Source organism: Janibacter hoylei PVAS-1 (assembly GCF_000297495.1).
GTDB lineage: Bacteria > Actinomycetota > Actinomycetes > Actinomycetales > Dermatophilaceae > Janibacter > Janibacter hoylei.
In genome coordinates, this window is sequence record NZ_ALWX01000051.1 from 98,077 (window position 1) to 123,163 (window position 25,087).

Genomic DNA, 25,087 nt, shown 5'->3' on the forward strand with positions numbered 1-25,087 from the left:
CGTTACGCTGCTCGCCACGGGACCACCGGGTCCCGCCGATGTCCCCTGCCGATGGAGAGTCCGTGCCCGCTCGATCGACCGCGCTCCGCGCGGCCCATCTGGCAGCCCTGGCGGTGTTGGCACTCGTCGTCTTCGGCAATGCCTATGGGCACTTTCACACCGACATCAAGCCCGAGGTCTACGTCTCGCCCGGGCGGATGCTCCAGCAGTACCTCTCCTCCTGGAGCACGACCCCCTACCTCGGCGCGGCCAACTTCAACGTCGGTCTCGTCCCCGTCCTCGTGTGGACGGCCCTGCTGCGGCTCGTCGGCTTCTCGCCCGAGCTGACCTTCAAGATCTTCCACTTCGTGCTCTGGGTCATCGGCGCCCGGGGTGCCGGGCGTCTGCTGCGCGAGCTCGTGCCCAAGGTCTCCCCGTGGTCGGTCTTCGTCACGAGCGTCGTCTTCCTCGCCAACCCCTACGCGGTGACCGGGGGGTCGACCCTGGCGATCGCGCTGCCGATGTGCCTCCTGCCGTGGATGCTCGTGGCGCTCATCAAGGCACTGCGCGACCCGACGTCATGGGTCTGGCCGGCGTGCGTCGGCCTGCTCTTCTTCGCGATGAGCGGCATGAACGTCGCTGTCGTCCCGATCTACCAGCTCCTCATGGCCATCCCGGTGGTCCTCGTCCTGCGGCGGGCGTGGTCACTGCGTTGGTCGGCGGTCGCCTCCGTCGTGGCGAAGTGCGGTGCCTTCGTCCTCGGTCTGTCGCTCTACTGGCTCGTCCCCTCCTTCGCCGCGCAGGGCACCGGGGCCCAGGTCGTGCGGGGCTCGGAGACCCTCGACGGCATCGCCCGCGTCAGCTCCTACCTCGAGGTCCTGCGCGGCCTGGGCATGTGGACCCTCTACGGGCGCTCGGACGCCGGGCCGTGGGTGCCCCAGTACGCGATCTACATCACCGCGGCCTTCGTCGTGGTGCTCACGGTCCTGTGGCCGGCGCTGGCCCTCTGGTCGCTGAGGTGGACTCCGCCGACCGTGACGCGCATCGCGGCCGTGAGCGTCGCGATCGCCGCGGTCATCATGGTCGGGCTCTTCCCCGGCGACCCGTCGGCGCCCGCTGGGGCCGTCATGGAGTGGGCCTTCGAGCACGTCCCGGGCGCAGTCGCCTTTCGGACGTCCAACAAGATCGGTGCCGTCCTCGCGCTCGCCTTCGCGCTGACGATCGGTCTGGGGGCCCACCACATCGCCTCCCGGGTCCGCGCGGTGCCTGGACTGCGGCAGCTGTCCGTCGGGGGAGCCTTCGTCCTCGTCATCGCCTGGGCGGCCCCTGCCTTCACCGGCAACCTCTACATCTCCGAGTTCGACGTCCCGGACTACTGGCACCAGGCGGCGGACCGGGTCAACGAGTCCTCGAGCGACCACCGGGTGCTCCTGCTGCCGGGGCAGGTGCGTCCCTACTACCGCTGGAGCCAGGAGCGGCCCGACGACGTGAGCAACTCGCTCATCACGCGCGACACCGTCATCCCCGAGACGACGTCGAGCACCTCGGCAGGGGGTGCCAACTTCCTCAACGCGCTCGACGACACGGTCCAGTCGGAGACCAGCGTCAACTCGGCGGTGTCGACCTACGCGCGCTACCTGGGTGTCGACCAGATCCTGCTGCGGCACGACATCGTGTGGGAGGACGCCGGCGGTGCCCGCCCCGGGTCGACGGCCCGGGTCCTCGCCGGTGACCCCGGCCTCTTCGGCCAGGCCAACTTCGGCGAGTCAGGGCGCAACATCCTGCCCCCGAGCATCGCGCCGGAGGACTACCGCGAGAGCCTGCTGCACCCCGTGCAGCTCTACGACGTCGACGAGCCGGTGTCGACGGTCCGGGTCTCGCCCACCAAGGGCTCGCTCCTCGTCGCCGGGGACGCATGGGCCCTCCCGCCGCTCACCGACGAGGGCCTGCTGCGCGACACCCCGCTCTTCCGCTACACGAGTGATGTCGACGACGACGACTTCGCCACCGCGGTGGAGGACGCGGGGCGGATCGTGCTCACCGACACCAACCGGCGCAGGGCATCCATCACCAACCGCCTGACGTCGGGCAACGGACCGCTCCTCACCGAGGACGAGACACCGGAGCTGACCCGGGCCCTCGGCACGCCGGACGACCAGACGGTCCTCCGACGCTCGGGGATCCTCGCGAAGGCCAGCGAGGAGGGTGCCACCTTCTTCGAGATGCCCAGTGCCGTCGCCGAAAACGCGGTGGACGGCAATCCGAGCACGTCGTGGATCTTCGGTGACTTCCGCCGGGCCCCCGGCATGTCCTTGGATCTGACGCTGCCGCAGTCCGAGCGTCTCGACACCGTGACCATCAGCCAGGCCGACCTCGGCCCGGTGGGCATCGACGAGGTGGAGCTCACGGCCGGCGGCCGGACCGTGACGGGTCGCTTCCCGGCGAAGGGGGACCTGCAGCTCGACCTCGACGGCGTTGACGCCCGAACCGCCCGGCTGGAGGTCAAGAGTCTCAAGGGCGATGGCTTCAACCTCGTCGGCATCTCGGAGATCGACCTCGGCACGGACGAGGTCGCCGAGCGCACGGCCCGGCTGCCGCGCAGCCTCGACCAGAAGTACAGCCGCCTCACGCCGCGGGAGCGCCAGTCCTTCGGCGAGGTGCCCCTCGACATCTACCTCAACCGGGTGATCAACACCCCCACCGGCCGCGACGACAGCGAGTCGGACCTGCGTCGGGACTTCACCGTCCCCGACGACCGGCTGATGCAGCTGTCGGCCAAGGTGCGCCTCGGCGACGACTGGGAGGAGGTCTACGACCGTCTGGGTGGCGTGAGCACGGGGCCCACCTTCCGCTCGGCCAGCGTCTTCTTCAACAACGCCGACCTGCGCGCCTCCCGTGCTGCCGACGACGACGCGGAGACGGCGTGGGTCCCCGGGGGCGGGATGGAGGGTGAGTGGTGGGAGGCCACCGCCCCCGACACGACGACCTTCGACGAGGTGCGCATCACGCAGGCGGACGGCTTCGGCGCGACGGCCGACGACACCCGCTTCGCGAGCGAGGTCGAGGTGACGGTGGACGGCAAGCCAGCCGGCACCGGCACGGTGCGCCGTGGCACCTCCACCGTCGCCCTCGACCGTCCGGTCCGTGGCAAGCGCATCCGCGTCGAGGTCACCGACACCCGTGGTGGTGACGAGGCGACCAACGCGCGCTTCACGACCATCGACGCCGGTCTCGGCCAGGCAGCGCGTACCGGCACAGCCCGCGGGTGCCTCACGGTGGCCACCCTCGACGGCAAGCCGGTGCGCATGCGGCCCGCGGATGCCTCCGCCGTCGCGGTCTCCGACTCGGTCGGTGCCGCATGGGTCGGCTGCGAGCGACTCGACCTTAGCTGGGGCGAGCACCGGCTGCGTCCCGTCGACGACGTGACCCTCGACAGCCTCACCATGCGCGACACGTCCGGGCTGAAGACCACGGCTGCCGCATCCGCGCCGACCTCCCAGATCGACCAGCACGCCGGTGGTGGAGCCACGGTGCGCACGGGTGCCGGCAAGGGGTCCTATGCGGTCGTCCTCGGCCAGGGGTACGACTCGCGGTGGACGGCGACGATGGACGGCACGGACCTCGGCACGCCGGTGCAGCTCGACGGCTACTCGGTCGGCTGGATCATCGACGACCCGTCGCAGGCGCACGAGATCGAGATCTCCTTCGCCCCGCAGCGCTCGGCGACCATCGCCCTGCTCGTGTCGACGACTGTGCTCGTCCTCGCCTTCTACCTCGTCGGTGCCCACCTGTGGTCCCTGCGGCAGCGACGTCGCGAGGAGGCGGCCGCGGCCCCGACCCCCGAGACGGGCGCGGGCACGGACTTCGCCGACGGTCACGACGACGGCCTCGAGGCGCGCCGCGCGACGACGACCACGGAGGTCGTCGCGCCCGAGGAGGACCCGGTCAACGACCCGCTGGCCCGGAGCGCGACCGGGGGCCGGCACGGCCGCCCCCGCCGCCGTGCCCTCGTCGAGACGCTCGTCGTCCTTGGCTCGGGCCTGCTCGTCGGCTGGCCGGGCCTGCTCGTCGCGGCGATCGCCGTGGCCCTCGTGCGGCTGCGCGGGGTGCGGGCCGAGCGCCTCATCGACGCCGGCGTGGTCCTCGTCATCGCCGCGGCCCTATGGTTCGTCGTCGGCCCCGGCAACACGGGCGGCGAGGTCAGCGCCGACGCCATCTCCGCGAGCATGTGGCCGCACCGACTTGCCGGGGGTGGGCTCGTCCTCGCCGTCCTCGGTGGCCTGCTCAGGTCCGAGCAGCAGCTGCAGTCCCTCACGACCAAGGAGCGTCATGGCCCAGCCTGAGCCCGACTCGGTGACCGTCGTCGTCCCGACCCGCAACAACATCCGCACGATCGAGGCCTGCCTGCGCTCGGTGACCGAGCAGACCCACCCGGTCGAGCTCATCGTCGTGGACAACCACAGCACCGACGGCACCCCGGACGTGGCCCGTCGGCTCGCCGACCGGGTGATCACCGCAGGTCCCGAGCGCTCGGCCCAGCGCAACACCGGCATCGACGCGGCGACGAGCACGTGGGTGCTGTGGCTCGACAGCGACATGATCCTGCCGCCCCGCGCCGTGGCCCTGGCGCTCGACACGGCCCGGGCCACCGGCGCCACGGGGATCGCCCTGCCGGAGCGCACGATCGGTGAGGGCTTCTGGACGGCCTGCCGGGCGCTCGAGCGCGAGTGCTACCTCGACGACCCGTGGCTGCACAACCCGCGTCTGGTCCGTCGCGACTACCTCCTCGGTGACGGGGCCTTCCACACCGACATGTCCGGCCCGGAGGACGCGGACCTGCGGATGAAGATGCGCGCCTCCGGCGCCGGCATCGAGCTGGCGCCGATCATCATCGACCACGACGAGGGCCGGCTCACCGTCCGTGACGTGCTGAGCAAGCGCTACTACTACGGCCGCAGCATCCCCGCCTTCGCCGCCGAGCACGACGGTGCCGTCGGGGCCCAGGGCAAGGCGGTCCTGCGCTCCTACGCGCGCAACCACCGCCGCCTGCTCAAGGACCCGGCCCACGCCGTCGGCATGGTGGCCCTGCGCGCCCTCGAGGCCGGCGGATATGCCCTGGGTGCTCGTCGCGGACGCAAGGACCGGGCGCAGTCGTGACCGACGACCTGCGCCGCATGCTGTGGGTCTCACTCCCGGACCAGCGGGCCCGGCGCGAGCTGTACTGGATGTCCCGGATGCCCGGGACCCGGGTGCGCGCCATGGCCCAGCAGGAGCCGGTGGGGGACCTCGACTGGATCCCGAGCACCTACGCGCGACCGATCAAGCGCTTCATCGAGGCCGGTGCCTTGGCGTGGGTCCGCGGCCTCGACGAGCAGGACCCGGCGGAGTACGACTGGGTGACCTCGCTCGAGCTGTGCTCCCTCGTCACGGGGCAGGCCTCGCGGTGGCGGCGGGCCGCCCGGGCCGGCGGTGCCCGTCGGCCGCTGCAGGCGGTCATCACCTGGGAAAACCTGCCGGACCAGCCCTTGTACAAGGTGCCGCCCTACCGGCAGGCCCTGAACTCCTGCCGTGACGCCGACCTGCTGCTGTGCATGGTCGACGCCGCGCGGGACCACCTGCTGGCCAATGGCTTCGACGACGAGCTGATCCGGGTCGTCAAGCCGGGCGTCGACACCGAGCTCTTCCACCCCGCCGCCGAGCCGGTCACCGACCCCGTCGTCGTCTTCGCCTCACCGCTGGCCGACAACAAGGGGATCGACCGGGTCCTCGAGGCGATGACCCTCGTGCGCCGCGAGATCCCCGAGGCCCGCCTGCGGGTGGCGGGGCGTGGCCCGCTCGAGCCCATGGTCCGCGCCGCCGCCCACGACCCGGCCCGGGGCGTCGAGCTCGTCGGCTCGCTCGACACGGCGGGCGTCGCCGACCTCATGCGCAGCGCAGCGGTCTTCACCACGGCTCCGCGGCCCACGTGGAAGTGGACCGAGCAGCTCGGCCTGGCCTACCTCGAGGCCCTCGCCTGCGGCCTGCCCGTCGTCACGACGCGCTGCGGGACCAACGACGAGGCCGTCCAGCCGCCCAACCGGCTCGTCGAGGACTCGGCCGAGGCCCTGGCCGACTCCCTCCTGCACTTCCTGCGGGACCCGGGGTTGCGGGCCGACGTCGGCCGGGCCAACCGGCAGCACGCCCTGACCCACCACGACCTGCCGACGCAGTGCGTCGCGATGGGGCAGGCCTTCGCCGAGGTCGAGTCCCTCCACCGGGCCTGACGTGACGGCGACGAAGGGGGCCCGCCGTACGGTCGTCGTCGGGTCGCTCGTGGGCACCCTCGTCGGCCTCGTCGTCCTCGGCCCGGCGCTCGCGCCCGGCTACACGCTCCACTACGACCTCGTCTTCGTGCCGGATCTGCCGCTGTCCGCCCGCACCCTCGGGACCGACGGCAGCGTGCCGCGTGCGGTCCCCAATGACCTCGTCGTCGCCCTCCTCGGCACGGTGCTGCCGGGGTGGCTCGTGCACAAGCTCGTCCTGCTCGGGTGCTTCGTCGTCGGCGGAGCCGGCGCGGGTGCCCTCGCGCGGACGCTGCCGGGCGCTGCCGCCGGTGCGGTGCTGCTCACCTGGAACCCGTGGGTGGGGGAGCGCCTGGGGATCGGGCACTGGGGTTACCTCATCGGCTACGCGGTGCTGCCGTGGGTCCTCGTCGCCGCCACGGGCCCTAGATCTCCGCGTCGTCGAGCACTGCTCGTCGCCGCGCTGACCGTGGCCGCGCTCGGTGGCTCGACACCCGGGGTCATCGCCACGCTGCTCGCCGCCGTCGCGGTGCTCGTCGCCGACGGCTCGCTCCGCGAGCGCGCGCACAGCCTGGCCCTCGTCGTCGGGGTCGCGCTGCTGGCCAACGCAGCCTGGTGGTGGCCCTTCCTGCGCACCGCGTCCAGAGCCGCCGATCCCGGCGGGGCGACCGCCTTCGCCGCAGCGGCGGACACCCCCTTCGGCATCCTGGGGTCGCTCGTGCTCGGCGGGGGCCTGTGGAACGACCGGACGTGGTTCGTCGAGCGCTCGGCATGGCCCGCGTCAGCAGCGGCGCTCGTGGCCGTTGTCGTGGTCCTCGGGCTCTCGTGGTCCCGGCGCGAGTGGTGGCGGGACCCTCGCACGCGGGCCGCGACCGTCGCCGGGGTGGTCGGCCTCGTGCTCGCCGCGCTCGCCGCGCTGCCCGGAGGGAGGTCCCTGCTCGAGGCGGTCGTCACCGGGGTGCCCGGTGGCGGCCTGCTGCGCGACGGGCAGAAGTTCGCCGCGCTGTGGGCTCTGCTCCTCGTCGTGGCCCTCACCCACCTCGTCGACCGGATGGCCAGCGTCTCGTTGCCCGTGCCCCTGCTCCTCGTCGCGATCGCGTGGCCGGTGGCCACGCTCCCTACGCTCGCCTGGGGGCACTCGGGGGCGTGGGGGAGCGTCGAGTACCCGGCCGAGCTGCGCGACGTGAGCACACGTCTGGCCGCGAGCGGCGAGCCGGTGGCGGTCTTCCCGTGGTCCACCTACCGGCGGTACGCGTGGAACGACGATCGCGTGGTCCTCGACCCGTGGAACCGGCTGCTGCCGCAGACCGTCGTCTCCGACGACCGGCTGCCGCTGCGCGACCGCACGGTGGCGGGGGAGGACCGGGCGAGCGACGAGGTCACCCGGGCACTTGCGCAGGACCCGGCCGACGTCGTGCCGGTGCTCCGGGCCCTCGGGGTGCGGTGGGTCGTCGTGCAGACCGATCAGCCCAGCCCTGCCGGGAGCGTGCCCGACCTCGACGGTGTCCCCGTGCAGCGGGTGGGTGATCTGCGGGTCGCCGACCTGGGGGCGCCCCAGCAGGTCGACGTCGAGCCGGATCGCCTGAGGGGCCTCGGTCTCGTCGGGACCGGTCTGGCCGTCGTGCTCGCTCTCGGCCTCGTCGTGCGCCACCGCCGCACGTGAGACGTGGACGACACCCCGCACGGACTCGCCTCAAGTGACCGGCCGGTATACAGTGGTGCGAAAGACATCTGCTCACGGAGGGCTACCCAGTGAACAACGGCTCGAAGAAGATCGCCTACAACGTCGGCGGGACCGTCCTCGGCGCGCTCCTTGCGGCTCTTGCCATCTTTGGCATCGTCCAGGTCCAGAGCAGCGCCTCGATGCCGCAGGAAAACCAGCAGGTCATCAACTACAACAGCTGAGCCAGCGCTCGCACGAAGGGGGGCCCGCACCGATCCGGTGCGGGCCCCCCTTCGTCGTGCCCGGGCAGGGCCTGTCAGGACGCGACGGCCTCCAGCTCGGGCGTGGCCTGCTCGTCGACCGGGCGCGAGGCGATGAGGGCGTCGAGGTCGATGACGTCGTCCCGGTAGCGGTCGGTCAGACCGAGCACGGAGCGCACGACGGACTCGAGCCGGTGGCCGGCGCGGACCCAGTCGAAGGAGCTCGCGTACAGGCGTGCCGTGCGACCCAGGGTGCGCCGCAGCCGGGCGTCGTCGACGAGGGTGATGACGTGCTCCTCGAAGTCCTCGACGGAGTCGGCGAGCAACCCGGTGCGACCGTGGACGATCGACTCGCTCGGGCCCCCGGCGAAGCTGTAGGCCACGGCCGGTGTCGCGTGCAGGCCGGCCTCGACGATCGTCAGGCCCCACCCCTCCTTGTGCGAGGGCATGACGACGACCCAAGCGCGGGCGAGGAGCTCGTGCTTGCGCGACTCCTCGACGAAGCCGTGCAGGTGGACGCGGTCGCTCACCCCGCGGGCGCGGGCGTGCTCGGCGATCTCGGCCTCCCAGTAGCCGCCGCCGACGACGTGCAGCTCGAGGTCGGGGTGCGTCTCGGCCCGGGAGGCGAGGATGTCGACGGCCTGCTCGACGTGCTTGTGCGGCACGAGCCGGCCGAGGAAGAGCATCGTCGGCACCTCGGTGCGCTCGAGGCGCGCGTAGGTGTCGAGGTCGCGTGGCCGGTCGTTGCCGGAGTAGACGAGGTCGACGCGCGCGGGGTCCACGCCGAGGGTGGCGAGCTCGTCGCGGGTCGACTTCGAGACCGTGACGTAGCGGCTGCGCCGGTAGACGAAGGGGGCCACCCGCGACTCGAGGAACCAGCCGAGGCGCGCGACCTTGGCACCGAAGACGGCGTCCCACTGGTCGCGGTGGACGTGGTGGACGATGTTGACGACCGGCACCCTGGTGACGAGGGGGGCCCAGAAGGGCACGCCGTTTTGCACGTCGAGGATGACGTCGTAGTCACGGCCGTGTCGCAGGACGTGCCACATGCCGTGGAGGTAGACGCTGAACTTCGAGCCGCGGCGCACGACGTCGACGTCGCCGTGCCGGGTGCGGGGGCTGGCCCCCGGGAAGGACGCTGTGAAGATGGTCACCTGGTGACCGAGGTCGGTGAGGACCTCGGACGTCCGCTCGGTGAAGGTCTCTGCCCCGCCGGCCTCCGGGTTCTCCCGGTCACGCCAAGACAGGTAGAGCACCCGAAGACGGTCCTTCGGGGTGGCCACGCTGCGCGTCATCGTCTCTCCTCGTCGGCCGCGTGGAACCCGCGGCACCGACGGATAGGCTAACGCTGTGAGTTACCCAACGGTAGGTGCCGGCCCCCGGAACGTGTGTGAGGTGTGCGGCAGCGACGTGCGCGGCCAGGCGATCCGCGGGGGGTGCGTGCTCGAGAAGTGCCAGACCTGCGGGCACCTCCTGCGCGACCTCGAGCGCTGCCCTGCGGACCACCGGGACCTTGCCTACGGCGGCGAGCCGACGCTCGACCGCATCAGGCTGGACCTCACCTACCGCGAGCTCGTGCGCGACGGCGTGCCCGACCGCGTCTTCGAGGTGGGCTTCGGCGCCGGCTCGATGCTGCGGCGCTTCCTCGACGACGGGGCCAGCGTGGCCGGCGTCGACCCCGATCAGCTCGGCATCGACGTCGACGAGCGGGTCCGGGCCGAGGGGGACCTGCGCACCGGCGGCATCGAGGACGTCTCCCGCCTGCCCGGCGACCAGGACCTCGTCTACGGCATCCACGTGCTCGAGCACGTCGTGGACCCGCACATCGCGCTGCGGGCCTCGTACGACCTGCTGCGGCCGGGCGGCCGGGCGAGCTTCATCACGCCTGCGGGCGACAGCTCCGGCGTGGAGCGGTACGGCGCGGCCTGGTGGATGCTCGAGGACCCGACCCACATCCGCTTCTTCACGGCCGCCTCCCTCGCCCGGGCGGCGCGGGAGGCGGGCTTCGTCGACGTCGAGGTCCGTCGCCTGCTCCTCGACAGCCTGAGCGTGGACGCCGCGAGCATCGCGCGGGCGCTGCGCCCGGGCTCGCGACCCCGAGGGGTGCTCGGTGCGCGGCCCGTCCTCGCCGGCGCCGTCGCGAGCCTCCCGCTCGTCGTGGCCCAGCGTCTGGTGAGCCCGCGCTCCCGCCCGACGCTGCAGCTGCTGGCCCGTCGTCCATGATGGGGGGCGTGCCGATGACCTCCGACCTGCCGACCCGCCGTGGCCTGCGCCGGTCGGCGCGGCTCTTCTCCGCCTTCCTCGTCGAGCAGAGCGATCCCGAGCGCTTCTACTCGGAGCTCGCGGAGGACTCGATCGCGCTGCTGCGCGAGCACACCGAGCTCCGGGGGCGCACGGTCCTGGACGTCGGTGCGGGCCCGAGCGAGTTCGCCCACGCCTTCCGTGCGGCGGGCGCGCGGTACGTGCCGGTCGACCACGATGCCAGCGTGCCGTCGGTGCGGGACGGGGGAGTGGTGGGCGACGCCCTTCGCCTGCCCCTGGCCGACGGCAGCGTCGACGTCGTCTTCTCGAGCAACATGTGGGAGCACGTGCCCGACCCGGAGGCGGTCGCCGACGAGCTGCTGCGGGTGACCCGGCCCGGCGGCCTGGTCTTCCTGTCGTACACCAACTGGCTCTCGCCCTGGGGCGGTCACGAGACCTCGCCGTGGCACTGGCTCGGCGGCGAGCGGGCGATCGCGCGCTACGAGCGCAAGCACGGGCACCCGCCCAAGAACCGCGTCGGTGAGACCCTCTACCGCGTCAGCGTGCGCCAGGGGCTGGAGTGGGCGAAGGGAGCGGACGCCGACGTCCTCGCGGCCCGCCCGCGGTACCTGCCGGACGCCGCGGCCCACATCCTGCGCGTGCCGGGCCTGCGCGAGGTCGTCACCTGGAACCTGCTGCTCATCCTGCGGCGCCGATGACGCAGGCGCCGGACCCGGTACGGGTCGATGCGGTCCGGGAGCGCGTGCAGCGGTGGACGGCGACCCTGCTCGTCGCGGTCCTGCCGTGGCTCATCGCCCCGGGCATGATCCAGCCGGACACCAAGAGCGACCTCATCATCTCGCCCGGGCGCTATCTCGGGCGGGCCCTGTGGGCGTGGAACGACCACACCGGGATCGGTGAGCTGCAGAACCAGGCCTACGGCTACCTCTGGCCGATGGGCTCGCTCTTCCTCGCCGGGGACGCCGTCGGCATGCCGGCGTGGGTGACGCAGCGGGTGTGGTGGATGCTCCTGCTCGTCGTCTCCTTCGTCGGCGCCGAGCGGGTGGCGCGGCGGCTGGCCGGGCTGACGACAGTTCCTGCGCTGCTCGTCGGCATGGTCTTCGCGCTGTCGCCGCGCGTGCTCACCGTCCTGTCGGAGATCTCGGTCGAGGTGTGGCCGCAGGCCCTCGCGCCGTGGCTGCTGCTCGCCGCAGCCCGCGCCGTGGCACCGGGTGCCGGGCCAGCGCACCGACGTCGTGCCGCGGTCGTCACCGGTCTGCTCGCGGCGAGCCTCGGTGGGGTCAACGCGACGGTCTCGCTCGTCGCCCTGGTGCCTGCCGCTGCCTGGCTCGTGCTCGCGCCGCGCGGTCGGGCCAAGGGACGAGCCCTCCTGTGGTGGTGCGCGGGGGCCGCACTCGGGTCGGCATGGTGGCTCGGGCCGCTCGTCGTCCTCGGCCGCTACGCCTACCCCTTCCTCGACCACATCGAGCTGGCCTCGACCACCACCGCGGTCGCCTCGGTGACCAACGTCCTGCGCGGGGCCAACCACTGGATCGCCTACATCCTCACCTCGGGAGACCACCCGACGTGGCAGAGCGGGTGGCTGCTGGCCCAGTCCGTCACCGGCATCCTCGCGACGACGACCATCGCGGGGCTCGGGCTCGCGGGGCTCGTGCGGCGTCGCGCTGCCGGCAGCGCGGAGGAGGACGGCGAGGGCCGACACCTGACCCGCTGGGGCATCACCCTCGTCCTCCTCGGGGTCGTCGCCATGGCGATCGGCCGCAGCGGGGCCTCGTCGGGCCCCTTCGCGCCGCTCGTGCAGGACCTGCTTGACGGGCCGCTGGCCCCCTTCCGCAACGTGCACAAGGCGGACCTGCTCGTCCGCCTGCCGGTCGCGCTCGGGGTGGGGCTGGTCGCGCACTGGGCGACGCGTGTGGAGCGCGGCGCCGGCCCCGTGGTCCGACAGGTCGTCGTGACGACGACGGTCCTGGCCCTCGTCGGGTCGCTGGCGCCGCTCTGGGCCTCCCGGGTCGGCGATGCCTGGGCGACCGACGGGGTGCCGCGTGCCTGGCGGGACGTGGCGACCGAGGTCGACGACCTCGCCTCCGCCGACGGCGGGACGACGCTCGTGCTGCCGGGTGCCCGCACCGCGGACTTCACCTGGGGGCGGGTCACCGATGAGCCGCTCTCCGCACTGGCCGAGTCGCCCGTGCTCTCCCGAGCGGCCGCCCCGCTGGGGCACCCCGCCGCCACCCGGGTGCTCGACCACCTCGACGAGATGACGGCGACGGGGCGCAGTCAACCCGAGCTCGCCGCCGGCCTGCGCCGCATGGGGGTGAGCCGGGTGGTCGTCCGCGGCGGCCTCGACCCAGATGTCGGCGCCGTGGACTCCGAGCAGGTGGCCGAGACCCTGGCAGCCAGCCCCGGCATCACGCTCGTCTCCTCGGTGGGTGACGGACCCGACCGGATCAGCGTCTGGCGGCTGGACGAGTCGGCGGTGCCGGCGACGACCGTTCCGACCTCCGGGGTCGTCCCGGTCGCCGCCTCACCGGAGGCGTGGTTCGCGCTCGTCGACTCCGGGCTCCTCGACCCCGACGCCGTCACCACGCTCGCCGACGGCGCGGACGCCGAGGTGCGCACCGACACCCTGCGTTGGCAGCCGCTCAACTCGGGCCGGCCCCCGGCCCGGGGTCACGGGCCCACCGTGGCGGGGGACGACCCGTCGCCCTCCGTCGTGGGCACCCGCGACCTGGAGCCCGGCGGTGCCACGACCGGCCGCACGGTGCGGTTCTGGAGCGGCGTCGACGGGATCTCGGTCGGGTCGAGCGCTGCCGACCCCTTCGCGTCCGCGTGGCGCAGTGCCGGCAGCGGGCCGGCGGCGATGGTCGACGGCGACCCGCGGACCGCCTGGGTCAGCGGCGACGGCGAGCTCTCGCAGACGATCACGCTCGACCTGCCAGCCGGGTCCCGACCCGATGCGGTCGTCGTCCACGAGGCATGGGGCGGTGACCTCGCGACACTCACGTCCGTCGAGGTCGACGGCAGTGACGGCATCAAGCCCGAGGGCACGATGACCTGGCGGGTCCCGCTCGACGGGCGGGAGCGACGCAGCATCACCATCGAGCTCACCGGGACGCATGACCCCGCGACCACGACGCAGTCCCCGGTGGGTGTGCGCGAGGTCGAGCTCGAAGGGGCCTCCCGGGCCGGCTCGGGTCTGGAGGTCCCGTCGGGGCCGGGGCCGGTCCTCCTGACGCGCGACCCCAGAGGAGGCAGCGACCTCGCCCTCGGTGAGGACCCGGCGGACCTCGTCCGGCGCGTCGGTCCGCTGCCCCGGACGACCGTCTCGGCATCGGTGCGGGTGCGTCCCGATGCCTCCGGTCAGGAGACCGCCGCCGCACCGTGGTCGCTCACGGGCAGCACCCCTCCCGACGAGAGCGAGTCCTCGGCGGGGCTCACCAGCTGGCCGGTCGCCGCGCTCGACGGTGACCCCGCCACACGCTGGCGCCCTTCGGCGGGAGCCGCTGCACCGGTGCTCGCCCTCGACCTGGGAGCCGCCGCCGAGATCTCGACGATCACGCTGGACCGCGAGGCCGGCCCCGTGACCGTGGCCACCGACGGCGGGCGGTACGTCCTGCCCACCGGCCGGACCCTGACGATCCCGACGCAGCGGACCCGGACGCTGTCGTTGACCTTCAGCCGACCTCCAGGTCGGGCGGACTGGACCGCGCCCGAGGTGTCGCTCGCGGGCGGGCCGGCCCTGTCGGAGCAGGTCACGCTCGCGTGCAACGAGGCCGGCCAGGTCGGGCGTGACGACGGCCGGATCGGGCTCTCCCTCACTGCGGCCCGGCGCTCGCTGGTGCGGGGCGAGCCGGTCCCTGCAACGCCGTGCGGCGAGCTGCCCGACGGTGACGGCTCGATCACCGCGGCGGCGGCCGGCGGTCTCGTGCCCGAGCGCGTCACCCTCACCCCGGTCGGGTGGACCCGGACCGAGGTAGCACCCTCTCGCACGGTCTCCGCGCAGCGCGCGCACACGGGGTCGTGGACGCTCGACGTCGGGGCGGGGGACGAGTCGGTGCTCGTGCTGCATCAGGGGGCCAACGACGGCTGGCGCGCCACCGACCCGGACGGTCGTGAGCTCGAGCCGGTGACGGTCGACGGCTGGCGGCAGGGCTTCGTCCTCCCCGAGGGGGCCGCGACCCGGGTCGAGGTCGACTTCGTGCCCAACGCGCAGCACCGGGCCGCGCTGGCGGTGGGCGCCGCACTCGTGGTTTTCCTGCTCCTCTGGGGGTTCGTCGAGCTGCTGCTGCGTCGTCGTGGCACCGACGAGGAGCCACCCGAGGTGTCGGGGGGCGCGCCGGAGCCCGTGGTGGCCCAGCCCGGGTCGGGCGAGACCGTGAGCGCGTCCGCCTCGCCGGTCTGGGTGGTCCGGGTGCTCGGGGTCGCCTGCGGTGCCGTCGTCGGGCTGCTCGTCGCGGGGGTGGCGGGCGCCTGGCGGGAGCCGTCGGCGCGCTCGTGCCCGTGCGCGGCCGCGCCCTGGTCGTCTCGGTCGTGCTCGTCGGCGCCGGCGTGGCGCTCACCGTCCTCGGGGTCGCGGAGCGGCAGTCGGCCGGCGCGCACGCCTCCCAGCTCCTGGGCGCACTCACGCTCGGGGTGCTGGCTGCTGCTCTCGTGCGGCCGTGGTCCGGTGTGCCCGATCGAGGACCGGACGCTCCAGCAGCGTCCACGACAGGTGACCCAGACCCACGCTGACGACCGTGACGAGCAGCAGCACCGAGGCAAAGGGGGCGGAGAAGAGCCGCAGGTCGAGGGCCGCGAAGACGACCTGGAGCACAAGGACGTGCCACAGGAAGACGGCATAGGAGATGTCCCCGGCCCAGCGCAGCACCCCCGCGACGGGGGAGGCGGCGAGCGACTCCGTCAGACCGCGCGAGGTGCCCGCCAGGAGCAGGCACGCGGCGACGAGTCCGTAGAGGACCTCTGCGGCGACGGCCTCGGACCCGGTCGTGGCCTCCAGGCCACGTGGTCCTGCCACGGGGGTGGACGCCACCACCCAGAGCACGAGGGCGAGCAGGGCCAGCCGTCCCCGGGCTCGTGCGCAGCACCTCCACGAGGGGCGACCGGGGGCGGCAGCCGGCCCGCTCGGACTCGACGAGGACGGCGACGGCGACACCGACGGCGAACCACGCGGCATGACCCGCAGCGCTCGTCGCGAGCAGACCGCCCCACCGTGCGTCCGGCACGAGCGCCGCGACCCCCTGCTGGCCGATCCCGACGAGCGCCACCACCGCGCACAGCCCGAGGAGTCGGCGCGCGCTCGGGGCCGCCTGCACCCCGCGGACCAGTGGTGCGGCCACGAGGGCCGCGAGGGGGAGCAGCAGGTAGAAGGTCACCTCGGACGTGAGGCTCCACGTCTGGGTGAAGGCCTGGAAGGTCTCACCGGTCAGGCCCTGGCCGATGACGAGGTGCGCGAGGACGGTGGGCACGTCGAGCGCACTCGCTGCGGCGCCGCCGAGCAGGGCAGCCACCGCGACGACGAAGGCCAGGGCCAGCAGGTACCCGGGCAGGATCCGCGCCGCCCGCCGCACGAGGTAGCGGGGGAGCGACCACTCGACGTGGCCGCCCAGTGCCCGCCGGACGAAGGGGGTCGACAGCAGGTACGCGGACAGGGCGAAGAAGATCGCGACGCCGAGCTCGCCCCGCACCGCCAGCCCACCGATGATGCCCTCGGCGCCGGCGCCGGTCCAGAAGGCGACGTGCGAGAGCAGCACCAGCCAGGCCGCGACGGCGCGCAGCGCGTCGAGCCCGAGGATCCGTCCCGGTCGGGCCTTCGCGCCATCCATCTCGTCACCTACCATGCAGTAATAATTGCTGAGATCCACTCGGGGAGAGGACTTCCATGACCGCGCGTCCCGTCTTGCGTGCTCGCGCGCCCCTGCGGGTGAGCTTCGCAGGTGGCGGCACCGACGTCGCCCCCTTCCCCCAGCGGGAGGGCGGGGCCGTGCTCAGTGCCACCATCGGCAGCTACGCCTACGCCACCCTCCGGCCGCGCACCGACGGGCACATCACCGTCGAGTCCCACGACTACGGGACCTCCATCGGGTACGACGTGGGGACCCCCTTCGTCCTCGACGGCACGCTCGACCTGCCCAAGGCCGCGATCGCGCGCATCATGACCCTCGAGGGCGCGATCCGCTCCGACGGCTTCGACCTCTTCCTGCACACCAACGCACCGCCTGGGTCCGGCCTCGGCAGCTCGAGCGCGGTCATGGTGGCCGTCATCGACCTCGTCGCCCGGCACTGCGGGCTCGACCTCGGTCCGCACGAGATCGCCGAGCTCGCCTACCGCCTGGAGCGGGAGGACCTGCAGATCCCCGGTGGTTACCAGGACCAGTACGCCGCGGCCTTCGGCGGCTTCAACTTCATGGAGTTCCGCCAGGACGGCGACGTCGTCGTCAACCCGCTGCGCGTGCGCCAGGACACCGTGCACGAGCTCGAGCACAACATGCTGCTCGCGTACACGGGGCGCACCCGGGTGAGCGACCACATCATCGAGGACCAGGTCTCCCGCTACGAGACGGGCAACGAGGACGCCGTAGCGGGCCTGCGCGCCCAGCGTGACCTCGCCGATGCCATGCGCGTCGCGCTGCTGCGCGGCCGGGTCGACGAGATCGGCCACCTGCTCGGGCAGGCCTGGCAGGAGAAGCAGCGGATGTCCTCGCGCATCACGACCCCTCTGATCTCCGAGGCCGTCGAGCGGGCCCTCGCCCGGGGCGCTTTGGGGGGCAAGGTGACCGGTGCCGGCGGCGGCGGTCACATGATCTTCATCTGCGAGTTCGAGAAGAGGCACCTCGTCGCAGACGAGCTCATCACCCTGGGGCTGTCGGTCTCGGAGTTCACCTTCACCAAGCACGGCGTGACGACCTGGAAGGGACAGCAATGACAGCGACCGAGGCAGCAGCCTCCCTGGTGACGCAGCAGCTCGACGAGGGCATCGCCGCCTGGGCGGAGCTGGCCCGCCAGGTCGCGGAGCCGACGGTGCGCGAGCAGGTCGAGGCCGCCGGCCGGGTCGTCGTGGCCGCTCTGCAGTCCGGGCGCACCCTGCTCGTCGCGGGCAACGGTGGCTCGGCCGCGATCGCCAGCCACGTGGCCGCGGAGTTCCTCGGCAAGTGCATCCACGACCGGCACCCGCTGCCGGCCATCAGCCTCGCCGAGTCGCACTCGTCGCTCACCGCGATCGGCAACGACTACGGCTTCGACCAGGTCTTCCTCCGGGGCGTGCGAGCCTTCGGCCGACCCGGAGACGTCTTCCTCGCCATGTCGACGTCGGGGACGAGCCCCAACGTCGTGGCCGCCCTCGCCGAGGCGCGCAGCCGCGGCCTCGCCACGATCCTCATGACCGGCTCGAAGGGAGCGGGGCAGGCCGATCTGGCCGACCACCTGCTCGTCGTGCCGTCGTCCCAGACGCCCCGCATCCAGGAGGTCCACATGCTGTGGGCGCACGCCTGGTGCGAGGCGGTCGACCTCGTCATGCAGGACGCGCCCTGACCGCTCGGCCCTGGTGGTTCGGGCCGCAGGCCCTCCGCCGACCGGGGGAGGGCACCCCCTTCGACCTCGTCCTGCTCGACCGCGACGGCACGCTCAACGTGCGCATCGAGGGGGGCTACGTGACGCGGCCCGACGAGCTGGAGCTGCTGCCGGGGGGCGGCGGCCGGTGTCGGCCGGCTGGCGGCGCTCGGCTGCCCGGTCGTCGTCGTGACCAACCAGCGCGGGGTCGCGAGGGGCCTGCTGTCGCGGACGGACCTCGAGGCCGTCCACGCACGGCTGGCGCAGGACCTCGCCGCCGCCGACGGGCGCGTCGACGCTGTCGCGGTCTGCCCGCACGACGAGGGGGAGTGCTCGTGTCGCAAACCCTTCGACGGGCTCTTCCGCGAGGCGCTCGCGCGAGCGCCCTGGGCCGACCCGCGCCGGTGCCTGATGATCGGGGACATGCCGTCGGATCTCGAGCCCGCGCGCGGTCTCGGGATGCGGACCGAGAGGGTGGGTCCGGACCGGCCCTTCGGTGAGGTCGTCGCCCGCGTCCTCGGGGGTCCGGGGCCCCGACGCGACGCCTGACGACGTCCGACGTGGCGAAGGCCACGTCCCCTAGGCTGTGCCCGGACGGAGGCGGCGCTCACGAGGTGCTACTGTCCGGTAAGTTATTCAGGACCAAGGAGGGTTCTCTCGTGCGCAAGTACCTGCTGCCGGCGATCATCATGGCTGTCGGAGCGTTCATCCTCACCATGGGGCTGCTCTTTCGGTTCTATGCCTATCCCAAGCTGGCGGTCGTCCCCAACGACCAGAACACGACGCAGATCGTCCAGGACCCCGACGCCAAGTTCTTCGACGCGGACAACGTCAAGCCCGGCCAGGGCGAGCTGACGACGACGGCCCGCATCATCGGCGACCCGGACGCGGCCGAGCAGGCCTCCGAGGAGTCCGGCAGGGACGTCGCCGTCTGGAACAGCGGCCAGGTCAGCGACAACAACGGTGACAACATCCCGATGGACGGCAGCACCGAGGTGTATGTCTTCGACCGGCACACCGGCGAGGCCATCAACTGCTGCGGCGAGTCCAAGAACGGCGAAGAGGTCAAGCGCGACGGCCTCCTCGTGAAGTTCCCCTTCGACACCCAGCCGACCGACGAGTACAGCTGGTGGGACAGCACCGTCGGTAAGTCCTTCCCCGTCAAGTACGAGGGCGAGGAGGACCTGCAGGGCATGAAGACGTACAAGTTCACGCAGGAGGTCCCCGAGACCAAGTACGCCCAGCGTGAGCTGCCCGGCAACCTCTTCGGTGGAGCCGACGACTCCGGTGCCGTCAACGCCGACCGCTACTACTCCAACAAGCGCACCTTCTGGGTCGAACCGGTGACGGGCGTCGTCCTCGACCGCGTCGAGGAGCAGAAGCAGGAGTTCCGCTACAACGGCAAGACCCTCAACGCCCTGGAGACGACCTCGCGCTTCACGCCCGAGACCGTCGACAAGAACGTCGAGGAGTACAGCTCCAAGTCCACGCTGCTCAACATGGTCCACACGGCCCTCCCGATCGTCTTCACGATCCTCGGTCTGCTGCTCCTGCTGGGTGGTCTGCTCCTCTCGCTCGTCATCGGCCGTCGCGGTCGCGGTGAGCCGGCCCCGGCCTACGTCGACGACCGGGAGGACCCGGTCTTCGGCTCGGCCGCGCCGGACGCCGAGACCCGCCCGCGTCGCGACCTGCACGGTCACTGAGGAGCAGCACCACATGCGCGTCGTCGTCACGGGAGGGGCCGGCTTCCTCGGCTCCCACCTCTGCGAGAGGCTGATCCGGAGGGGCGACCAGGTCGTCGCCCTGGACAACTTCGTCACCGGTGATGCCGCCAACGTCGCGCACCTGCAGCACGAGCCGGGCTTCGAGCTCCACCAGGTCGACGTCACCCGTGACGTCTCCGTCGACGGTGACGTCGACCTGGTGCTCCACTTCGCCTCGCCGGCGAGTCCGGTCGACTACCTCAAACTGCCGATCGAGACCCTCGAGGTCGGCTCCATCGGGACGATGCACGCCTTGGCCCTGGCCCGGGCGAAGGGGGCCCGCTTCGTCCTCGCGTCCACCTCGGAGGTCTACGGCGACCCGGCGGTGCACCCGCAGCCCGAGACCTACTGGGGGCACGTCAACCCCGTGGGGCCGCGCGGCGTCTACGACGAGGCCAAGCGGTTCGCCGAGGCGATGACCCTGGCCCACCGCAACACCCACGGCATCAGCACGGGCATCGTGCGGATCTTCAACACCTTCGGTCCGCGGATGCGCCCCAACGACGGTCGGGCGATCCCCAACTTCGTCCGTCAGGCGCTGGCGGGCGAGCCGGTGACAGTGGCCGGCGACGGGTCGCAGACCCGCTCCATCTGCTACGTGGACGACCTCGTCACGGGCATCCTCGCCCTCGCGGACAGCGACCACGCGGGGCCGGTCAACATCGGCAACCCGCACGAGATCTCCATGAAAGATCTCGCCGAGTGGATCATCCGACTCACCGGGTCCTCCTCGACGATCGAGTACATCCCGCGCCCCGTCGACGACCCCACGGTCCGTCGACCCGACACGGCACTGGCCGAGGAGCTGCTCGGGTGGAACCCCGAGGTGCCGATCGAGGACGCGCTGCTGCGCACCATCGACTGGTTCCGGGACGAGACGCGGGCAGAGCACTTCGCCGAGCCGCCGCTCGGGGCCGAGGAGACCGCTCACATCCTCGCCGGGCACTGACCGCCCGTCACGCCGGTCGCGTGGCGACGAAGATCGCCGTCCCCGGCAGGTGCTCGCCGCGCAGCGGCGACCACCCACCCCACACCTCGCGGTTGTCGGCCGGCCACTCGGGCTCGTGGACGGCGCGCAGCACGAGCCCCGCATCGACGATCTCGGCGATCCGGTGCCCCATCGTGCGGTGGTGCTCGACATAGCTCGCCTCGCCCCACGTCGCCTCGACGTACGGCCGCTCGTCGAAGTACGAGCCGTTGGCGGTCAGCCCCTCCGGCCCGGGGACGTCGGGGAAGGCCCACCGGATCGGGTGCGAGGTGGAGAAGGCGAGCAGCCCGCCCGGTCGCAGGACCCGGGCGAGCTCGAGCATGAGCCCCGCCGAGTCCGCGACGAAGGGAGTCGCGCCGTAGGCGGAGAAGACGACGTCGAAGCAGGCGTCGGCGAAGGGGAGGCGCGTCGCGTCGGCCTGGGCGAGGGCGGGTGCCGGCCCGGGGGGTGCGGGCATCGAGGAGCCGGGCCGTCGCGAGCATGCCGCCCGAGAGGTCGGTCGAGACGACGGTCGCGCCGCGGGCGGCGCACCAGCGGGCGCCCTGGGCGCCGCCGCCGCCGAACTCGAGCACCCGTCGACCCGCGAGCTCCGCGGGGTCGCCGAGCACGTGTAGGTCGTCCTCGGACCATCCCTCCGGACCCCACACGAGGTCGGCGTCGCCGAGGAAGGAGCCGTGCTCGGTGAGGTAGTCGGACGCCTCCCGGTCCCACCAGCCGCGGTTGGCCGAGACCGTCTCCGCCTGGCCGCTCTCGCGCCGGGTGATCGCCTCGGTGTACTCGACCTCGTGCTCGTCCATGGCTCCGGACGCTAGCCGACGAGGCCGGCTTTGCTCCCTTCGCCGGCGGGCCCTAGGATGGACACGCACTTCTGTGTGCCCACCCGGGCACCCGGGTGCTGCAGCACCCGTCCGAACGATCACCTGTCCACAATCGGAGTTCCTACTACATGACTGCCAGCACGGTCGACACGACCGCCCCTCAGATCGCCGTCAACGACATCGGCTCTGAGGAAGACCTCCTCGCCGCCATCGACGCGACGATCAAGGACTTCAACGATGGCGACATCGTCGAGGGCCACATCGTCAAGGTCGACCGCGACGAGGTCCTGCTCGACATCGGCTACAAGACCGAGGGCGTCATCCCCTCGCGCGAGCTGTCCATCAAGCACGACGTCGACCCGTCCGAGATCGTCGCCGTCGGCGACAGCGTCGAGGCCCTCGTCCTCCAGAAGGAGGACAAGGAAGGTCGCCTCATCCTGTCCAAGAAGCGTGCGCAGTACGAGCGCGCCTGGGGCACGATCGAGAAGATCAAGGAGGAGGACGGCGTCGTCACCGGCACCGTCATCGAGGTCGTCAAGGGTGGCCTCATCCTCGACATCGGCCTGCGTGGCTTCCTCCCCGCCTCCCTCGTCGAGATGCGCCGCGTCCGCGACCTCCAGCCGTACGTCGGCAAGGAGATCGAGGCGAAGATCATCGAGCTCGACAAGAACCGCAACAACGTGGTCCTGTCCCGCCGCGCCTGGCTCGAGCAGACCCAGTCCGAGGTCCGCACGACCTTCCTCAAGGAGCTCCAGAAGGGGCAGGTCCGCTCCGGCGTCGTCTCCTCGATCGTCAACTTCGGTGCCTTCGTGGACCTGGGTGGCGTCGACGGTCTCGTCCACGTCTCCGAGCTGTCCTGGAAGCACATCGACCACCCGTCGGAGGTCGTCGAGGTCGGCGACGAGGTCACCGTCGAGGTCCTGGACGTCGACATGGACCGCGAGCGTGTCTCCCTGTCGCTCAAGGCGACGCAGGAGGACCCGTGGCAGCACTTCGCCCGGACCCACGCGATCGGTCAGGTCGTCCCGGGCAAGGTCACCAAGCTCGTCCCCTTCGGTGCCTTCGTGCGCGTCGAGGACGGCATCGAGGGTCTCGTCCACATCTCCGAGCTGGCCGAGCGCCACGTGGAGCTGCCGGAGCAGGTCGTCAACGTCGGCCAGGAGATCTTCGTCAAGGTCATCGACATCGACCTCGAGCGTCGTCGCATCTCGCTGAGCCTCAAGCAGGCCAACGAGGACGGCGCCAACCTCACGGAGTTCGACCCGACGCTCTACGGCATGGCTGCCGAGTACGACGAGCAGGGCAACTACAAGTACCCCGAGGGCTTCGACCCGGAGACCAACGAGTGGCTCGAGGGCTACGAGTCGCAGCGTGAGGCGTGGGAGAAGCAGTACGCCGACGCGCACGCTCGCTGGGAGGCGCACCGCGCCCAGGTCGAGAAGGCTGCGGCCGACGACGCCGCCGCTGCGGAGAGCGGCGCCGAGCCGGTCGCCGCGACCTCGTACAGCTCCGACAGCGCTGCTGCGCCGAGCGCCGGCACCCCGGCACCGACCTCCGAGGGCACGCTCGCCTCGGACGAGGCGCTGGCCGCGCTCCGCGAGAAGCTCACGGGCAACTGACCCGAGGGTCTGACCGAAGGGGGGGCGTCGCACCATCTGGTGCGGCGCCCCCCTTCGTGACGGTCGCTGCGCGACCTCCTGGGGCGACGCCTTCGTCGACGGCAACGATGCCTAGGATCGAGCCCATGTTGCGTATCGGGCTGACGGGTGGCATCGGGTCGGGGAAGTCGACGGTGTCGGCAAGACTCGCGGAGCTCGGCGCGGTGGTCGTCGATGCCGACAAGATCGCCCGCGAGGTCGTCGAGCCGGGGGAGCCGGCGCTGGCGGCCATCCGCGATCGATTCGGGGACACGGTCTTCGGCCCGGACGGCGCCCTCGACCGGCCGGCCCTGGGCCGGGTCGTCTTCGGCGACCCCGAGGCCCTCGCAGCACTCGAGAGCATCACCCACCCGGCGATCTGGGGGCGCACCGCCGACCGTTTCAGCGCCGCGGAGGCCGCCGGGACCTCGATCGGCGTCCACGACATGCCGCTGCTCGTCGAGAAGCAGATGGCGGGGGGAGTACCACCTCGTCGTCGTCGTCGACACGCAGGAGCAGGTCCGGCTGCAGCGGCTCGTCGAGCTGCGGGGGATGCCCGAGGACGAGGCCCGCTCGCGCATCGCTGCCCAGGCCACGGACGAGCAGCGCCGTGCCGCCGCCGACGTGCTCCTCGACAACAACGGGACGCCTGAGCAGCTGGTCACCCAGGTCGACCGGCTGTGGAACGAGCGGTTCACTCCCTTCGCCGACAACCTCGCCGCCGGGCGGCGCCGTGAGCGGGAGCCCGTCATCACGCTCTCCGACCCTGACCCCACGTGGCCGGCCCAGGCGGCCAGGCACCTGGCGCGGATCGCCCACGCGCTCGGGGACCGGGCGGCGACCCTCGACCACATCGGCTCGACCGCCGTGCCGGGGCTCGTGGCCAAGGACGTGCTCGACCTGCAGGTGGGGGTCGCATCCCTCGCCGACGCCGACGAGGAGGGTTTTGTCCGGGCCATGACCGCCGCGGGCTATCCGCGTGTCGACGGGTACCTCGCCGACCACCCGCGCGTCGACGGGCGCAGCCCGCAGGAGTGGCCCAAGCGCTTCCACGGCAACAGCGACCCCTGTGTCGCGGTCCACGTGCACGTGCGTGAGGTGGGCTCACCCGGGTGGCGCTGGGCGCTGCTGTTTCGCGCCTGGTTGCGCGCCGAGGCCACGGCTCGTGAGGAGTACACCGCGCTCAAGCGGGAGGTCGCCGGGCGCGGCCTGGCCATGGAGGACTACGCGGAGGCCAAGGAGCCGTGGTTCGACGGGATCCACGCACGGCTCGAGGAGTGGGCCCGGCAGACGGGGTGGGAGCCCGAGGCCGGCGGCGCCTGATGCCCTCCTACCGGGTCGCCGTCGACGTCCACGGGGTCACACCGGGGGTGGCGCCAGAGGCGCTGCTGCCCCGGGCGGAGGCGCTGCTGGCCGGCGGGCATCGCGTCGAGGACCGCTCCGTCGAGCTCGTGCGAGGCCAGCCCCAGATCCACCTGCGCTTCCTGGTCGCCGGAAGCCACGACGCCCGGGAGGACGACGAGGCCGAGGACGCCGTGCGGGCGCTCGTCGCCGCGCTGGCGCCCGTGGCGCACCTCGGGACCTGGACCCTGCGCCGTGGCCCCGGTGGTCACTGGCGCACGATCCGCAGCGGTGATGCCAGGGACGGCGTGCCCGAGCACCCCGTCGACGGCTCTGTTGCAAAAATCGTGAAGCTTGAGCATGCTTGGCGGAGATTGGACGGACGGAACGATGACGGATTTCAAGTGGCGCCATTTCCAGGGTGATGTGATCCTGTGGGCGGTGCGCTGGTATTGTCGCTATCCGATCAGCTATCGCGACCTTGAGGAAATGCTGGCGGAACGCGGCATTTCGGTCGACCATACGACGATCTATCGCTGGGTCCAGTGGC

17 protein-coding genes and 4 pseudogenes are annotated in these 25,087 nt (G+C 72.3%); 18 read left to right on the top strand and 3 right to left on the bottom strand.

The window, feature by feature from the left end; genetic code table 11:
• The first annotated feature begins 62 nt into the window (after positions 1-62).
• The 5 genes from B277_RS11440 (at position 63) to B277_RS17555 (ending at position 8,165) form a co-directional block, all read left to right on the top strand.
• On the top strand, positions 63-4,322 hold the full coding sequence (locus B277_RS11440; RefSeq protein ID WP_007928370.1) for an alpha-(1->3)-arabinofuranosyltransferase domain-containing protein: 4,260 nt from the start codon (positions 63-65) through the stop codon (positions 4,320-4,322).
• Positions 4,309-5,136 carry a glycosyltransferase family 2 protein gene (locus B277_RS11445; RefSeq protein WP_007928372.1) on the top strand — a complete coding sequence of 276 codons (828 nt, stop codon included), beginning with the start codon at positions 4,309-4,311 and terminating at the stop codon, positions 5,134-5,136. Before B277_RS11440 ends, B277_RS11445 begins: the two co-directional genes overlap by 14 nt.
• The gene (locus B277_RS11450; protein WP_007928374.1) at positions 5,133-6,242 is read left to right on the top strand and encodes a glycosyltransferase family 4 protein; all 1,110 of its coding nucleotides are present in this window, start codon (positions 5,133-5,135) and stop codon (positions 6,240-6,242) included. The genes B277_RS11445 and B277_RS11450 overlap by 4 nt, the downstream gene beginning before the upstream one ends.
• Position 6,243: 1 nt before the next feature.
• The gene (locus tag B277_RS11455; RefSeq protein WP_007928376.1) at positions 6,244-7,923 is read left to right on the top strand and encodes an MmpA family trehalose lipid delivery protein; all 1,680 of its coding nucleotides are present in this window, start codon (positions 6,244-6,246) and stop codon (positions 7,921-7,923) included.
• 89 nt (positions 7,924-8,012) lie between these two features.
• Complete coding sequence (locus tag B277_RS17555) at positions 8,013-8,165, top strand: DUF2613 family protein (protein WP_157986938.1); 153 nt, start codon at positions 8,013-8,015, stop codon at positions 8,163-8,165.
• A gap of 74 nt (positions 8,166-8,239) precedes the next feature.
• Here the strand turns inward: B277_RS17555 and B277_RS11460 are convergent, their stop codons facing one another.
• Positions 8,240-9,478, bottom strand: a complete 1,239-nt coding sequence (locus B277_RS11460) for a glycosyltransferase family 4 protein (RefSeq protein ID WP_007928378.1) — start codon at positions 9,476-9,478, stop codon at positions 8,240-8,242.
• A gap of 100 nt (positions 9,479-9,578) precedes the next feature.
• Between B277_RS11460 and B277_RS11465 the strand changes: the two genes are divergently transcribed.
• The 3 genes and pseudogenes from B277_RS11465 to B277_RS20350 form a co-directional block, all read left to right on the top strand.
• On the top strand, positions 9,579-10,406 hold the full coding sequence (locus B277_RS11465; RefSeq protein ID WP_007928380.1) for a class I SAM-dependent methyltransferase: 828 nt from the start codon (positions 9,579-9,581) through the stop codon (positions 10,404-10,406).
• A gap of 14 nt (positions 10,407-10,420) precedes the next feature.
• Positions 10,421-11,143, top strand: coding sequence for a class I SAM-dependent methyltransferase (locus B277_RS11470; protein ID WP_040881396.1), 723 nt, complete (start codon positions 10,421-10,423; stop codon positions 11,141-11,143).
• Positions 11,140-13,086: pseudogene (locus tag B277_RS20350) on the top strand (alpha-(1->3)-arabinofuranosyltransferase domain-containing protein); the annotation flags it as partial. The gene B277_RS11470 and the pseudogene B277_RS20350, both read left to right, overlap by 4 nt.
• A gap of 1,303 nt (positions 13,087-14,389) precedes the next feature.
• Here B277_RS20350 and B277_RS20355 read toward each other — a convergent pair.
• A complete protein-coding gene (locus tag B277_RS20355) occupies positions 14,390-16,282 on the bottom strand; it encodes an acyltransferase family protein (protein ID WP_420795272.1) in 1,893 nt (630 codons plus the stop codon).
• Between the two features lie 41 nt (positions 16,283-16,323).
• Here B277_RS20355 and B277_RS11485 point away from each other — a divergent pair, with 41 nt between their 5' ends.
• From B277_RS11485 to B277_RS11505, 5 genes and pseudogenes are all read left to right on the top strand, one after another.
• Positions 16,324-17,367: a GHMP family kinase ATP-binding protein gene (locus B277_RS11485; protein ID WP_007928402.1), complete on the top strand. Its 1,044-nt coding sequence runs from the start codon at positions 16,324-16,326 to the stop codon at positions 17,365-17,367.
• The gene (locus B277_RS11490) at positions 17,364-17,972 is read left to right on the top strand and encodes a D-sedoheptulose-7-phosphate isomerase (protein ID WP_007928405.1); all 609 of its coding nucleotides are present in this window, start codon (positions 17,364-17,366) and stop codon (positions 17,970-17,972) included. Before B277_RS11485 ends, B277_RS11490 begins: the two co-directional genes overlap by 4 nt.
• A 159-nt stretch (positions 17,973-18,131) precedes the next feature.
• A pseudogene (locus B277_RS16115) lies at positions 18,132-18,539 on the top strand (HAD-IIIA family hydrolase); the annotation flags it as partial.
• Positions 18,540-18,649: 110 nt separating this feature from the next.
• A complete protein-coding gene (gene pgfA, locus B277_RS11500) occupies positions 18,650-19,693 on the top strand; it encodes a cell envelope lipid trafficking protein PgfA (RefSeq protein ID WP_007928408.1) in 1,044 nt (347 codons plus the stop codon).
• Positions 19,694-19,706: 13 nt separating this feature from the next.
• Positions 19,707-20,702, top strand: coding sequence for a UDP-glucuronic acid decarboxylase family protein (locus tag B277_RS11505; protein WP_007928410.1), 996 nt, complete (start codon positions 19,707-19,709; stop codon positions 20,700-20,702).
• 7 nt (positions 20,703-20,709) lie between these two features.
• Here the strand turns inward: B277_RS11505 and B277_RS19985 are convergent, their stop codons facing one another.
• Positions 20,710-21,198, bottom strand: a complete 489-nt coding sequence (locus B277_RS19985) for a methyltransferase domain-containing protein (RefSeq protein WP_338009764.1) — start codon at positions 21,196-21,198, stop codon at positions 20,710-20,712.
• 489 nt (positions 21,199-21,687) lie between these two features.
• On the opposite strand from B277_RS19985, the gene rpsA reads away from it, so the two are divergent.
• The 5 genes and pseudogenes from rpsA to B277_RS16945 form a co-directional block, all read left to right on the top strand.
• The gene (gene rpsA, locus B277_RS11515) at positions 21,688-23,178 is read left to right on the top strand and encodes a 30S ribosomal protein S1 (protein WP_007928412.1); all 1,491 of its coding nucleotides are present in this window, start codon (positions 21,688-21,690) and stop codon (positions 23,176-23,178) included.
• A gap of 125 nt (positions 23,179-23,303) precedes the next feature.
• Positions 23,304-23,609, top strand: a pseudogene (coaE, locus tag B277_RS19990) (dephospho-CoA kinase); the annotation flags it as partial.
• A gap of 112 nt (positions 23,610-23,721) precedes the next feature.
• Complete coding sequence (coaE, locus tag B277_RS11520; RefSeq protein WP_338009766.1) at positions 23,722-24,519, top strand: dephospho-CoA kinase; 798 nt, start codon at positions 23,722-23,724, stop codon at positions 24,517-24,519.
• Positions 24,519-24,962 (top strand): hypothetical protein, encoded by a 444-nt coding sequence (locus tag B277_RS17565; RefSeq protein ID WP_156811783.1) that lies wholly within the window; start codon positions 24,519-24,521, stop codon positions 24,960-24,962. The genes coaE (B277_RS11520) and B277_RS17565 overlap by 1 nt, the downstream gene beginning before the upstream one ends.
• Positions 24,928-25,087, top strand: a pseudogene (locus B277_RS16945) (IS6 family transposase); the annotation flags it as partial. The gene B277_RS17565 and the pseudogene B277_RS16945, both read left to right, overlap by 35 nt.

Excerpts from the sequence above, each read along its gene's own strand:
- B277_RS11445 (WP_007928372.1), top strand. The coding sequence starts at position 4,309 with ATGGCCCAGCCTGAGCCCGACTCGGTGACCGTCGTCGTCCCGACCCGC.
- B277_RS11460 (WP_007928378.1), bottom strand. The coding sequence starts at position 9,478 with ATGACGCGCAGCGTGGCCACCCCGAAGGACCGTCTTCGGGTGCTCTAC.
- B277_RS11470 (WP_040881396.1), top strand. The coding sequence starts at position 10,421 with ATGACCTCCGACCTGCCGACCCGCCGTGGCCTGCGCCGGTCGGCGCGG.
- B277_RS20355 (WP_420795272.1), bottom strand. The coding sequence starts at position 16,282 with ATGGTAGGTGACGAGATGGATGGCGCGAAGGCCCGACCGGGACGGATC.
- B277_RS11485 (WP_007928402.1), top strand. The coding sequence starts at position 16,324 with ATGACCGCGCGTCCCGTCTTGCGTGCTCGCGCGCCCCTGCGGGTGAGC.
- B277_RS11490 (WP_007928405.1), top strand. The coding sequence starts at position 17,364 with ATGACAGCGACCGAGGCAGCAGCCTCCCTGGTGACGCAGCAGCTCGAC.
- B277_RS11505 (WP_007928410.1), top strand. The coding sequence starts at position 19,707 with ATGCGCGTCGTCGTCACGGGAGGGGCCGGCTTCCTCGGCTCCCACCTC.
- B277_RS19985 (WP_338009764.1), bottom strand. The coding sequence starts at position 21,198 with ATGCCCGCACCCCCCGGGCCGGCACCCGCCCTCGCCCAGGCCGACGCG.
- rpsA (WP_007928412.1), top strand. The coding sequence starts at position 21,688 with ATGACTGCCAGCACGGTCGACACGACCGCCCCTCAGATCGCCGTCAAC.
- B277_RS17565 (WP_156811783.1), top strand. The coding sequence starts at position 24,519 with ATGCCCTCCTACCGGGTCGCCGTCGACGTCCACGGGGTCACACCGGGG.